Source organism: Candidatus Methylacidiphilales bacterium, from assembly GCA_025056655.1.
In the GTDB taxonomy this organism is placed as follows: Bacteria; Verrucomicrobiota; Verrucomicrobiia; order Methylacidiphilales; family JANWVL01; genus JANWVL01.
Window position 1 is genome coordinate 1 of record JANWVL010000141.1, and the last position, 12,822, is coordinate 12,822.

General features: G+C 50.7%; 16 protein-coding genes. 8 read left to right on the top strand and 8 right to left on the bottom strand.

Annotated elements, in window-relative coordinates; genetic code table 11:
• Nucleotides 1–505, bottom strand: a 505-nt coding sequence (locus NZM04_08925; GenBank protein MCS7064145.1) for a metal-dependent hydrolase, incomplete at its 3' end; no start/stop codon positions are given.
• A gap of 75 nt (nt 506–580) precedes the next feature.
• Between NZM04_08925 and NZM04_08930 the strand changes: the two genes are divergently transcribed.
• The 3 genes from NZM04_08930 to NZM04_08940 are packed head-to-tail and all read left to right on the top strand — an operon-like array spanning nt 581 to nt 3,302.
• Nucleotides 581–1,747 carry a biopolymer transporter Tol gene (locus NZM04_08930; GenBank protein ID MCS7064146.1) on the top strand — a complete coding sequence of 389 codons (1,167 nt, stop codon included), beginning with the start codon at nt 581–583 and terminating at the stop codon, nt 1,745–1,747.
• A 30-nt stretch (nt 1,748–1,777) separates the two neighbouring features.
• Nucleotides 1,778–2,347 carry an OmpA family protein gene (locus NZM04_08935; protein MCS7064147.1) on the top strand — a complete coding sequence of 190 codons (570 nt, stop codon included), beginning with the start codon at nt 1,778–1,780 and terminating at the stop codon, nt 2,345–2,347.
• Nucleotides 2,322–3,302, top strand: coding sequence for a flap endonuclease (locus NZM04_08940; GenBank protein MCS7064148.1), 981 nt, complete (start codon nt 2,322–2,324; stop codon nt 3,300–3,302). The genes NZM04_08935 and NZM04_08940 overlap by 26 nt, the downstream gene beginning before the upstream one ends.
• Before the next feature lie 3 nt (nt 3,303–3,305).
• Here NZM04_08940 and NZM04_08945 read toward each other — a convergent pair whose 3' ends face one another.
• The 3 genes from NZM04_08945 to NZM04_08955 all read right to left on the bottom strand — a co-directional run bounded on the left by NZM04_08945 (nt 3,306) and on the right by NZM04_08955 (nt 6,062).
• Entirely contained in the window at nt 3,306–4,076 is a 771-nt protein-coding gene (locus NZM04_08945; GenBank protein MCS7064149.1) for a hypothetical protein, read from the bottom strand.
• 223 nt (nt 4,077–4,299) lie between these two features.
• The gene (locus NZM04_08950) at nt 4,300–5,154 is read right to left on the bottom strand and encodes a transglutaminase family protein (GenBank protein ID MCS7064150.1); all 855 of its coding nucleotides are present in this window, start codon (nt 5,152–5,154) and stop codon (nt 4,300–4,302) included.
• A gap of 11 nt (nt 5,155–5,165) precedes the next feature.
• Nucleotides 5,166–6,062 (bottom strand): transglutaminase family protein, encoded by an 897-nt coding sequence (locus NZM04_08955; GenBank protein MCS7064151.1) that lies wholly within the window; start codon nt 6,060–6,062, stop codon nt 5,166–5,168.
• Nucleotides 6,063–6,207: 145 nt separating this feature from the next.
• Here NZM04_08955 and ychF point away from each other — a divergent pair, with 145 nt between their 5' ends.
• The 5 genes from ychF to NZM04_08980 are packed head-to-tail and all read left to right on the top strand — an operon-like array spanning nt 6,208 to nt 10,016.
• Nucleotides 6,208–7,311 carry a redox-regulated ATPase YchF gene (ychF, locus tag NZM04_08960; GenBank protein ID MCS7064152.1) on the top strand — a complete coding sequence of 368 codons (1,104 nt, stop codon included), beginning with the start codon at nt 6,208–6,210 and terminating at the stop codon, nt 7,309–7,311.
• Between the two features lie 24 nt (nt 7,312–7,335).
• Nucleotides 7,336–7,551, top strand: a complete 216-nt coding sequence (locus tag NZM04_08965; protein ID MCS7064153.1) for a hypothetical protein — start codon at nt 7,336–7,338, stop codon at nt 7,549–7,551.
• Nucleotides 7,521–8,480 carry a permease gene (locus NZM04_08970; protein ID MCS7064154.1) on the top strand — a complete coding sequence of 320 codons (960 nt, stop codon included), beginning with the start codon at nt 7,521–7,523 and terminating at the stop codon, nt 8,478–8,480. Before NZM04_08965 ends, NZM04_08970 begins: the two co-directional genes overlap by 31 nt.
• 4 nt (nt 8,481–8,484) lie before the next feature.
• Nucleotides 8,485–9,204: a GNAT family acetyltransferase gene (locus NZM04_08975; protein MCS7064155.1), complete on the top strand. Its 720-nt coding sequence runs from the start codon at nt 8,485–8,487 to the stop codon at nt 9,202–9,204.
• Nucleotides 9,201–10,016: a polysaccharide deacetylase family protein gene (locus NZM04_08980; GenBank protein MCS7064156.1), complete on the top strand. Its 816-nt coding sequence runs from the start codon at nt 9,201–9,203 to the stop codon at nt 10,014–10,016. The genes NZM04_08975 and NZM04_08980 overlap by 4 nt, the downstream gene beginning before the upstream one ends.
• Here the strand turns inward: NZM04_08980 and NZM04_08985 are convergent.
• The 4 genes from NZM04_08985 to NZM04_09000 all read right to left on the bottom strand — a co-directional run bounded on the left by NZM04_08985 (nt 9,940) and on the right by NZM04_09000 (nt 12,763).
• Nucleotides 9,940–10,920: a ketoacyl-ACP synthase III gene (locus tag NZM04_08985; protein ID MCS7064157.1), complete on the bottom strand. Its 981-nt coding sequence runs from the start codon at nt 10,918–10,920 to the stop codon at nt 9,940–9,942. The genes NZM04_08980 and NZM04_08985 overlap by 77 nt on opposite strands.
• 95 nt (nt 10,921–11,015) lie before the next feature.
• Nucleotides 11,016–11,696 carry a hypothetical protein gene (locus NZM04_08990; GenBank protein ID MCS7064158.1) on the bottom strand — a complete coding sequence of 227 codons (681 nt, stop codon included), beginning with the start codon at nt 11,694–11,696 and terminating at the stop codon, nt 11,016–11,018.
• A gap of 47 nt (nt 11,697–11,743) precedes the next feature.
• Nucleotides 11,744–12,199, bottom strand: a complete 456-nt coding sequence (locus NZM04_08995; GenBank protein MCS7064159.1) for an acetolactate synthase — start codon at nt 12,197–12,199, stop codon at nt 11,744–11,746.
• A 21-nt stretch (nt 12,200–12,220) separates the two neighbouring features.
• The gene (locus NZM04_09000; protein MCS7064160.1) at nt 12,221–12,763 is read right to left on the bottom strand and encodes an isochorismatase family protein; all 543 of its coding nucleotides are present in this window, start codon (nt 12,761–12,763) and stop codon (nt 12,221–12,223) included.
• Between the last annotated feature and the right edge of the window lie 59 nt (nt 12,764–12,822).

The following is a 12,822-nucleotide window of genomic DNA, read 5'->3' on the forward strand; positions in this document are numbered from 1 at the left end:
TGATGAGGAGGGCTATTTTGGGTGCAAGGGAAACTATTTTTTTAAGTGGTGCAGGCCAAAGGGCTAAAATAGAGGCTGCAAGGAGAGGAAGCGTGAAGATGGGGTCGATGATAAAGATGAGGTTCCAACTGAATCGGTGGTTGGAAAAGGGTGCGAGGAGGAGGGTGCCATAGACCGTGCAGGCGTCGAGGAGGGCGTGAGTTGCGAGGATGAGGAAGAGGGTAAGGGTGAGTAGGGTTGAAGGGATTGGACGGGTGGTGGGGTCGAGTTTCTTCAGTAGAAAGGCTAGAGGGGGCGAAGCTGCGGCAAGAACAGGAAGACTGTGTGAGAGGCCGCGATGCGATTGGAGGCGCTGGAGGGGGTCGAGCCAGGGGTTGGCGAGGATGTCGAGGTCTGGGATGTTGCCGACGATCGCGCCGTAGAGGAGGGCTCGGCGGCCGATGCGTTTTCCCAGGAGGGCATGGGAAAGGCAGGCACCGAGGGTGGTGTGGGTGAGGGTATCCATGGTGTGGAGGGGGGAGGCTGAGGGTATTATAGAGGGAGAGGTTGCATTTATCAAAAAACGTTTTAGAAGGCAGGTATGATTTTTTTCAGGATGAAGATTTGGCGTGAATCGGTGCTGGGGATTTTGGTTGGGCTTGGCTTGGCATGGGGTCTGCCGGAGGTGATGGGACAAGTGGACGTGGTGGGGAGTGGGAAGATTTCTGTGGATGTGAGTGGGGTGAGCGAGGCGGGAGGGTTGCAGGCAAGGATGGTGCGGTTGTTGCGGACGACAATGATGTTGACGCCGACTCGCTCTGAGGAGACGCGGTATGGGATCAGTGGGAGGTTGGTAGAGGAACGGGTGGAGGGGACGCTGGAGGATCGGGTGACGGGAAGGAGGATGTTTTCGAGGAGTTATCCTGGGGGCCTTACGATTGGTGCGGGACGATTTGCGGATGATGTGCTGGAGGCGATTACTGGGGTGAAGGGATTTATGGGATCAGAGATTGCCTTTATCTCAGCGGATACGGGTTTCAAGGAGCTGTGTGTGGCGGCGATCGATGGGGGTAGAGCGAGGAGGTTGACGAATGATCGGTCGATCAGTAATGCTCCTGCGTGGTCACCAGATGGTAGGCGAATTGCTTACACGTCGTATCGGTTGGGTTATCCAGATGTGTATGTGGTGAATCTGGATACTATGCAACGGACAAGGGTGGCTTATTTTAATGGATTGAATAGCGGAGCTGCGTTTTCTCCGGATGGTTGGCGGTTGGCGTTGACGTTGAGTCGGGATGGGAATCCGGAGATTTATGTTATGAATGTTGGCGGCGGTGGGGAGCAGAGATTGACGCGGACGCGTGGGACCGAGACTTCCCCTCGTTGGTCGCCGGATGGGCGGAGAATTGTCTTTAGCTCGGACGACCGCGGAACGCCGCAACTTTATATTATGAATTTAGGTGGTGGGGGTGTGCAGAGGTTGGTAACGGGATATAGTTATAATACGGAGCCAGATTGGTCGCCGGATGGGAAGCGAATAGCGTTTACTGTGAGGCAGGGTGGGGTTTTTAGTATAGCGGTTTACGAAATAGATGGCGCCCAGACGGCAGTTATGTGCGTCGGGGAGTCTCCATCATGGACGAGAAATTCGCGTCATTTAGTTTTCAGCAGGGGAGGGCAGCTCTATATATTGGATACCGAGACGAAACAAACTCAACGGATTGATGTTGGCTTGACAAAATGCACGGAGCCTGCAGTGTCGAGGTAAGTCTTTGAATCCAGGAAGGAGTTGAGCATCATGAAAGAGGAATTTGTGAAGGTATTGTGTTTGATAGCAGTCGTTAGTTTGATAAGCGCTTGTTCTCCAAGCTCTAAGCGTTTTGGGGGAGCAAATTACGACGGGGGAATGTATGGTGAGAGTCTTCCTGAGACCGATAATTTGGGTAATCCCTATTATGGGTCCGAGAATATCAATGACATGCCTGCGGCTGACCGACCATCGGGCGCGGCTCTGCGAGATGCGAATTATTCAATTTTCAAAAATCAAACGATTTATTTTGAATTTGACTCAACTGGAATCCGTGCTTCAGAAAGAGGTAAGCTTGAGGAAGTTGCCAGAGAGACTAAGGTATCAGGCTATCGTTTGCTTTTGGCAGGACATTGTGATGAAAGAGGCACATTCGAATACAACCGGGGTCTGGGGGAGCGCAGAGCATTGTCTGTGCGAGAATATCTTGTAGGTCTAGGGCTTAATCCTGGGGATATTTCTACGATTTCATACGGTGAAGAAAGGCCTGCAGTAAGCGGCAGCAACGAAACTGCATGGGCGAAAAATCGCAGAGTTGAGATTGCAGTGGTTGGGCGTTGAAAAAGGAATGGAATGCTCCGAAGGCAGAGGGGAACGTTTTTTGATAGTTGATGGTCATTATTACGCTTACCGTTCTTACTTTGCAATCCCTGGGCTGAAGAATTCTAAGGGTAAGCCCACGAATGCGATATTTGGTTTTGCAAAAGCTCTTCAAAGGATGCTTGAAGAGCTTAGGCCCGTATATGGTATTGTGATTTGGGATGGAGGACTTGCTGCAGAGCGAGTGGCATTAGTGTCACAATATAAAGCGAATAGGTTAGATATGCCCAGGGAATTGCGGGAGCAGATGGACGAGTTGGTCGATTTAGCTTCTGCTTTTGGGATTCTAAGCGTGTGCTTGGAAGGCGTCGAAGCTGATGATTTAATAGCTAGCTATGCACGGGCGGCGGCTACAGAAGGAAAGCAGGTTATCATTGCTACCAACGACAAAGACCTCTTTCAGATAGTATCTAATTCCATTTTTATCTATACACCACAGAAACGCGATTTTCGGCTTCAAGGCCCACAGGACGTTATTGAAAAATGGGGGGTGACTCCGGAATTGCTACCAGTTTTACTCGCTCTTACAGGGGATACCTCGGACAATATACCTGGCGTAACAGGGGTAGGGCCTAAAACTGCCGCCGCATGGATCCAAAAATATCGCACACTCGATAACATAGACCAGCATTTAATGGAAATCGGGACAGAATCCCAAAGGTCGGCGTTAGCCGCTGCTTGGGATCAGGTTAAGAAAAATTATCAAATGGTGCTCCTGCAGTCTAATATCCCACTACCTCTGAGTGTGAATAAGTTAAAAATCCTCCCAGATAAGGAAAAGCAAAGAAAGCTTTTCGAAAAATGGGAATTTAAGGAGATTCAGTGCGCAGATTCTTCAGATCAAAACTACAGAAAACCTTCAGAGATTCGAAAAAAACACAATCAGAATGATTTATTTGGCGACCAAGTAACCTAAAAGCTAGGCCGAGAGTGATTTTTCAACTGCCTGCACTGAACCCAGCCAAGTCCCGAAAAACTTCTTCTTACAAGCTGCAGCAAAGAGACTCGGGTTACGTTTTGCTACTTCTGTGCTAATCAAAGGCACACCTTCCAATTTTAGCTGACGCAATCCTTCAACAATGCTTTCCCGCGTCCAGCGCTTGCGTTTTCGAACTTGCTCATAGTCAATGCCAGCAGCTTTTAACGCATTTTCCCACCCACCAAAACGCCGTCTTGCTGTTGCGATCAAGCTGTTATGAGTGAGGTCCATGTTCTTAGAACTTAGGTCATGGCCCAGGGCATGGAGTCGGCGAATCTCTTTAATAATTGTTTCGTTATCCCATGAGCGATAACGATAAATTTCCTCAGCAGGTAGCCCCGCTGCCTCCAACGCATTTTTCCAAGATCCAAAATATGTTTTTCGAATAGCCGCATACACCATCGAAGCATATCCTGTCAGCATCATCGAGCGAAACGACAAATCAACCCCATCAGCATACAACCTCTGCAGCGTCTGCACTATCGCTTCTTTCGTCCAATGGTTATAACGCCGCACCTGCTTGTATTCTATCCCTGCAGCCTCGACAGCCTGCTTCCAGTTTCCGAAATATCGAATGCCAGCTGCTAAAAGCTCCTGATAATTTTTCCGCATAAAATGTGAATAGAGGGGGTTACCCTTTGCATGCCATGCTTTGATTTCATCGATTACCCGCTGCTCGTTCCATGATTGATAACGTCTCGTCGTCTTCATAATAATTCCAACTATTAGCTTATCTGATAATTAGTCCAAAAGCCCAATTCGTCAATAAAGAACTTTTGCTCTTCTAAGCAAACATGCACCCCCTTACTTTAATCCGACCCCTTACCCATAAAAATAAAATGTATGAATGAATTTTTGTCCCATACTATGCAACAAACACAAAAGGAATAAAAAAAATACTCCACCGCTTCATATTGGAACCAATCAGATTAGATTAACATACCCTTTCAAACGAGACGTCTACATCCATACCCAAAAACGCTTCGCCCTTTCCGGCAAACGCCCCCTTTATTGTTGCTGCCTGTGAAGCATTTCGAGTTGTTGCAAGCGTCACGTGATAATACTCTCTCTCATCCCGAACGGTCGGATCCACCCCTATCCATCCCTCGTCTGGAAGATAAACCTCGACCCAAGCATGCGTGCTCATCCCCGCTTGTTTTACAACTGCTTTCGGAATAGCATACCCGCTTACAAATCGTGCCGCTAACCCCAAAAAACGATACGCCTCCATTAGAAAAACAGCAAAATCCCGACATGACCCACTCCCTTTATCCAGAGTTTCCTTGGGACTTTGCACCCCCATCTCTTCTCGACGTTGATAAGAAAAAGACTGATGCACTTTATCTTTGATCCGCATCAATAAATCCACCGTCTTAGTCTCTTCCATCGGTCTCCATAGCCCCTTCATCCATTGTCTCAAAAAAATTCGTTCCTCAGGGTATGCAGCATCAATGTATGGCTGCAGATCCCTATGCTCTTGCACATCATAGACGAATGGGAACAACCCTACCCCCTCCCTCCGCTGTCTCGCCCCCACTTCATCCACTCGCACCCTAGAAACACTAATAAATTCCAATTTCTCCCCTTCGACCCCATATTCCACCCAACCAATCCAATTCCCAAACACATCAGTTCCCCACCGCACTTCACCATTCGGATCGAGAATCAAATCAAAATCCAACACCCGCACCCCCACCTCCTCCCTCGGTCGCAACATCAGCCGATGCACCCCAAATCGCACCTTCTCACTATACCGGTAGCACGTCCTATGCCTAATTACAAAAACCATAAACCAAATACCTAGTCCACACTCTCCTCACTCCTCACACGCGAAACCGTCACCAACACACTCAACTGCTGCTTCTCCGACCCCTTAAACACTCCCCTCAACGGCGGCACATCCTCGTAATCTCTCCCTACAGCTACCTGCACATGCTGCTCACCCTCCTTGCAATTATTCGTCGGATCCAGCCCCACCCACTCTCCCAACGGCGTAAACACTTCCACCCAAGCATGACTCGCCTCTGCTCCCCGCAAAATAGCCCTCCCACCGCGACCTCCATCCCCAGACCCATGGCCACTCTCAATATACCCACTCACATAACGCGCGGGTATCCCCGTAGCCCTCAAAATACTAATCATCACATGCGCAAAATCCTGGCACACCCCACGCCGCATCCTCAACACCTCCTCCACCGGCGTGCTCACAGTCGTCACCCCCGGCCGATACTCGAACTCCCGATAAATCCATTCATTCAGCCCCAACACCGCCTCACCAAAACTCCCCATCGAAGGAAACATCCTCGCCGCAATCTCATCCACCTCCGCAGAAAAACGACACAACCTGCTCTCCATCAAAAAATCATACAACTCCCACTCCCTACTAATAAAATAATGCACCGCCTCACTCACACTCATATCCGACGCCTCAAGATACATCGAGGCCCCCTCCGTCTCCACCACACTCCGCGCCGTCACACACAACCGCGTATGCTTCACCGGCACCGAAAGTGTCTGCACCCGATTCCCGTAGCAATCCTCATACACCTCAAGCGGCATCTGCGGCTGCACCTCCGTATGATGCGCTAACAACCGCTGCCGCGCAGTATTTCGCGGACACACCCTCAACTCACTCACCGACTCTATCGCCGGCGCCGAGTATTCATACTCCGTCGTATGCGTAATCTCCAACTTCATACACCTAGCTCCGATCCAACCTCACACACAATTAAAACACATCCCCACCTCCTTCCAAAGAAAAACACACACCCCACACACCCTTCCCTCACCGCCACACAATCACTTGCTATTTCCCCTCACCTCCCATAAACACATTCCCCCTATGCTACGCGCAGGCATCGTCGGCCTCCCCAACGTCGGCAAAAGCACCCTCTTCAACGCCCTCACCCGCTCACGCAAAGCCCAAGCAGCCAACTACCCCTTTTGCACCATAGACCCCAACACCGGCATCGTCACCGTCCCAGACCCACGCCTCCAAAAACTCTCCGCCCTCAGCCGCTCCGCCAAAACCACACCCGCCATCATCGAAATCGTAGACATCGCCGGCCTAGTCCGCGGCGCAAGCCAAGGCGAAGGCCTCGGCAACCAATTCCTCTCCCACATCCGAGAAGTCGACGCCATCGTCCACGTCGTCCGATGCTTCACCGACGACAACATCCATCACGTCTCCGGCAACATAGACCCCATCCGCGACATCGAAACCATCACCACAGAGCTCATCCTAGCCGATCTCGCCAGTGTCCAAAAACGCATCGAGCGAAACCAAAAAAAATACCGCTCCGGCGACCCCGAGGCTAAAGCCGAGCAACCCCTCCTCGAAAAACTCCTCGCACACCTCAACCAAGGCCTCCCCGCCATCACCCTCCCCCTATCCCATGAAGAAAAAAACATCATCAAAAACCTCTTCCTCCTCACCGCTAAACCCACACTCTTCGCCTGCAACGTCGCAGAATCCGACCTCGCTCAAGCCGACCACAACCCTCACGTCCAAGCCGTAAAAAACCACGTCCGCCACTCCCACCAAGCCTCCACCGTCGTCATCTCAGCCCAAATCGAAAGCGACCTCATCGACCTCCCCGAAGAAGAACAACGCGACTACCTCGCTGCCCTTGGCGTCCCAGAATCCGGATGCGGCAACCTCATCCGCTCCATCTACACCCTCCTCGGCCTCCGCACCTACTTCACAACAGGAGAAAAAGAAACCCGCGCCTGGACCATCCACGCAGGCGACAAAGCACCCCGCGCCGCCGGAGTCATCCACTCCGATTTCGAGCGCGGATTCATCGCAGCAGAAACCGTCCACTACGACGACCTCATCTCCTGCGGATCCTTCGCTAAAGCCAGAGAAGCAGGTAAACTACGCATTGAAGGCAAAGATTACATAGTGCAAGATGGCGACGTCATCGAATTCCGCTTCAACGTCTAACGTCACTACATCCCCTCTCCTTTTATGATCCAATCTATCTTCAATCGCTTTCTCGAATGGCTCGACGCTAAACTCCTCGCCAAGGCCAAAAATTCCCCATGCTGCTGCGGAGGCACATGCAATCTTCCTCCCGATACGCCGCCCCACTCCCACACAACCACAACATCTACCACAACATCAAACCCACAGCCTTCTAGCTCTCCCACATCATGCCCGCCTCCTCCCCCATCGGACAAATAACTTCCCACCTCCACAACCTTCTCTCACAAAGCCAACTCAACCACGCCGCTGAATTTTTCATACACCAAAGCCTCAAAATCCTAGGACTCCTAAGCCTCATGATCTTCATCATCGGCTGGCTACGCACCTATCTCCCTCAAGACAACCTTCGTCGATTTCTCTCACAACACTCCGTTTTAGGCTACCTTGCAGCCGCCCTCTTCGGAGCCATCACGCCATTTTGCTCCTGCTCCTCGATCCCCATATTCATCGGCTTTCTACAAGCACACGTCCCACTCGGCATCGCATTCACCTTCCTCGTCACATCACCGATCATCAACGAATACCTCGTCGTGCTCATGATCGCCAACTTCGGCCTCTGGATCACCGTCACATACGTCCTAGCTGGCCTTCTCATCGGCATCAGCAGCGGCATCATTCTCCATCGCGCCTGTTTAGAAAACGAACTCGACCCCTCTCTCTATACCTCGTGCTCCCCAACAGACACCCCATCACACTACACCCACCTCTCTCAGCGCCTCCATCGTGCCATGAATGATGTCATAAACATACTCCACAAATTATGGCTATGGATCCTCATCGGAGTCGGCATAGGCGCTCTCATCCACAATTATATCCCAGAAGAGACTCTTCAAAATTGGATAGGAATTGCGCGCCCATTCGACGTCCCCCTCGCCACGCTTCTTGGCATCCCTCTCTACGGTAGCTGCGCCGCAATAGTTCCAGTCGCCACAGTGCTATTTCAAAAAGGCGTCCCCCTCGGCACAGCCCTTGCCTTCATGATGGCCATCTCAGCATTAAGCCTTCCCGAGGCAATCATGCTCAGACGCGTCATGACGTTAAGACTCATCTTACGCTTTTTCGCTATCGTCACACTCGCAATCATCCTTGTCGGCTACCTGATAAATTTCCTCTCATCTCAGCTCTAGCACAATGCCCTCAACCCGCCCCTCTTCTCTACACATCCGCTTCTATCGCCCCGAGGACCGTCCCCACATCCGCAAACTATGTGCCGACACAGGCTTTCTCGGAAACCCCATCGATCCAGTCTTCCAAGATCGCGAACTCTTCGCAGATTTCCTCACCGCCTACTACACCGATTGGGAACCCGAAAGCGCACTTGTCTGTGAAGTCGATGGCATCGTAAAAGGCTATCTAATTGGCTGCCGCCACCCCTTCAGACAGCGCATCCACAATCTCATACACCTTCCCATCTATCTCATCAAAATTTTATCACGCCTCTTCACCTACAACAGCGCCACACGCCGCTACCTCCGTTGGCTCCTCTTCAAAGGCCGAAAAGAAACCCCCTACACACCTCCGGCCACGCCACACTTCCACATCAACCTCCTACCAGAAGCTCGCAACGTCGCAAATACACGAGCCCTCATTGATGCTTTCCTCCACTACCTCAAGCAAAACGGAGAAAAATCCGTATACGGCCAAATCGTCACATTCGACCACCGTCGCACCCCAAGAATGTTCGAGCGTTACGGCTTCCACGTCATAGACAAACGCGAAATCACCAAATACCGCTACCTCCACCCCCAGCCCGTCTATCTCTACACCGTCATCAAAGACCTCACCCTCCACTCCACCCTCTACGGCCACAACCTTGCCCGACCCCATGAAAAATCTAAACCATCATCATGAAACGTTCACTCATCATTTCCCTTCACGACGTTCACCCCCACTCTCTCCCAAAAATCCAAGAGCAACGGCAACTCCTTCAAGAAATCGGCATCAAAACCTGCTCTCTACTCGTCATCCCACACTACCATCACCGCACCCCCTGTGATCACCACCCACAATGCATCCAATACCTCCAAGCTCGACAAGCCACAGATGAAATCGTCCTCCACGGCTACTATCACGATCGTCGCGGCTTACCCCCCAATCTGCGCAACTTCTTCTGGACACACCTCTACACCCAAAACGAAGCAGAGTTCTGCGACCTCAACGAAACCCTCGCCGAAAAACGCCTTAACCAAGGTCTGATGCTCCTCCAAAAAATCGGCCTCTCCACCCACGGTTTCATCGCGCCAGGCTGGCTTCTCCACCCACGATGTATCCCCATTCTAAAACGACTAGGTTTTCTTTACACCACAACCCTACGCAAAATTATTCGCCTCAATGACCCCAATTCCCCGATCCTCGCTCATTCCCACTGCTGGAGCGCCCGATCACTCTGGCGACGCAGTTCATCCCAAGCTTGGAACTCCCTTCTCCTCAGACACACCCTCAATCACCCCATCCTACGTGTGGCGCTTCATCCCCAAGATTTCCAGTTTCCACAATTGAAGAAACAAATCACCCGCATTATCCGTCAGGCTCTCCAGCTTGGATTTCAGCCGACAACTTACCGCGACTTCCTACTAGGCTCTACCGCTAATATTGCACCAGCACACTGCTCCACGTCAGCCCCCCACCAAACGCCACCAGCAACACCCAGTCACCTCGCTTAATCCTTCCCTCAGCCGACGCCTCATGAATCGCGATCGGAATACAAGCCGCAGACGTATTGCCATACCGATCTAGATTCACATACACGCGCTCCATCCCGATTTTAAGACGTTGCGCAACCGACTCAATAATTCGCAAATTCGCCTGATGAGGAATGACGCACGCGAGATCTTCAGCCTTGACGCCTGCCTTTTCAAGGCATGCCACAGCGGATTCATTCATCGCTGTCACTGCTTTCTTATAGACCTCGCGCCCTTCCATCACTATGCAAGGCGTCGGGACATTCTCTACAGTAGGCCCAAACGGAGAAGCCACAACAGCCCCATTAAGATACAAAATTTCATTCTGCGTCCCATCTGCTCCAAGTATCGAAGCCGCTATCCCTCTTCCCTCCCCCTCCTTCAAAACAGCTGCTCCAGCCCCGTCTCCAAAAAGCACACACGTATTTCGATCTTTCCAATTCACAATCCCAGAAAGTTTCTCCGCTCCCACTAGCAAGACATTCCTTGCCGTTCCACTCTCAATCAACCCACGAGCCACCTCCATCCCATACAAAAAACCAGAGCAAGCAGCTTGAATATCAAACGCAAAAGCTCGATGAGCACCAACCAGCCGTTGAATATGACAGGCCGTAGAAGGAAACACCGTATCCGCAGTGCATGTCGCACATATAATCGCATCGATCTCCTCTGCTCGTAGGCCCCCATTTTCCAAGGCTTGACGAGCGGCCGCAGCACCCATCATCGACGCCGTCTCATCCGGAGCCGCGATTCTGCGTTCCCTTATACCCGTTCGCTCCCTGATCCAAGCATCCGTCGTCTCCACCATCTGCTCTAAATCATGATTAGTGAGAACCCGCTTGGGCACATACATCCCCGTAGAGTGAATCGTGATAGCTCTATTCACAAAGTTACTGCTTAGTTCGTTATGTTGTAAATGATCAGCCTATCCTTACTGTCTCCGCGGAGCAAGCCTAGCTTAGCGATGTTTATCGCACACGTCTAACGCACAGGCTGAGCACGTCGCACCTCTTCTTCAGCCCTTTGCTGAGTCTCCTCACGAATTCTTCCTCGATTCAATAAATCTCTGACTTCTCCTAGAGTGAGCGGTCGATCAGGAAATTCTCCCGTCATCGAAAATGCATCGTTAATCCTCTCCAAGTCCCGTTGAATTAAGGCGAGCTCTTTACCTTGATAGGCTTTGAGCGGCAGCGATCGGTCAAAGCCTCTAGCTTTGCGGTCACTTTCAGATGTCAACTGCCGCTCAGACCAAGGATGCTCGCTTTTTTCATCACGGAAACGAGCTTTCCAACGCACATCCTCATAAAAACTATCATTCCAATGATGATTCCGTGTTCGAAATACAGCCTCAGAATCGAAGCCACGTGCTCGCCTTGAGCTTTGCAAAAAGGACTTCGAGAAACCTCCCTCTACTTCAGTTTTTTTCCATGATCGCTGCCACCACGGGCGACTATCTTTGCTTCGAGCTAAATCGGAAGGGGAGAGAATTCGAGCTCTGTATTCATCACGCTTTCGAATACCTGATTGTTTCTCTTGAATGGCTTCAATTCTCTCATCCTCAGGTGCTTTTTTCTTCTGGCCCCCAAACGAAAACCATCCCATTGCTCCAGAAGTTCCTCCTGCCCAAAAAATAAGAAGCAGAAGATAAAGAAATAGCCTCATATCCTCAACTTAAAACCAACACACCTTAAAATCAACGACCGCATACCTCAGCGCGAGATGTCGTCTTGCGACAAAATCCTAAATTGATGGCGCCGCAACACATCGCATGCAATCTCCTGATCCTCTACATGTAGCGCGAGGATCGGTTTATCATCAGGCGTGATCAAAAAAGCATAAGTGAAATAGATATTGCACTCAGCCTGCCAGAGCGCTCGCAAGACGTCTCGAAGGCTCTCCGCCCCATGGGGAAGCTCGACCGCAACTAATGGCGTCTCCGTATAAGGCAGTGTGTGTTCCTGTAAAATCGCGCGGGTCGTCTCGGGATCACTTACAATTATCCGCACAATCGCCGAATCAGCAGTATCCAATATAGTCAGCGCCACTATCAAAATGTGATGCGATGATAGCAAATTAGTTAATTCAAGAAGACGCCCTGGCTTGTTGGCTAAAAAAATAGAGAACTGCGGAATATGCGGACTCAAAGCGCCTTGAGCAGTTTCCATAGTCGGTGGCTAAAGAAGTGTTTAAATTAATCTTTTAATATGATCTTGGATAGCTTTGAAAGCTGAATGTTCAGCACTCCCCAACAGCTCATAGCTCAGAGCCTCAAGTGTGGTGATTAAAATCTGATCCGTCGCCAATTCGCGCAAGGCTACCTCATGATCAATAAGATGTCGTGACGCCACTGCATCGGCCAGAAGATAAGGAATATGCTCTCGACCACGCAGATCATAAATCGTCTGCCGCACGCACACATGGGTCTCAAGACCGCACACAATCACGTATTTGGGAAGCTTCGCGGGAAGCACCGAAAAAGCAGAAAAGGTCGTCTTATGAAATAACTGCGCAGCGTCACCCGCAGCTTCTTTGATCGAAGCAACTGTCGGACCCAACTTCTGAGGGACTTGTTCAGTAATGAAAATCGGTATCTGAAGTAAGCGCGCAATATGAGCTGCTGCTACAATTCGGTTCTCAAGCCGCTGTGGCTCCGGCATCACGGCCAAAAGTTTTTCTTGAACATCAACGATCAATAAAGCCGCATTCGACTGAGGAAGGCGCCATGACATAAAATGATCTTAAGAATGCGAAAGAAGTTTTGACGAGAAGAAATCTCAGGGAAAAGACG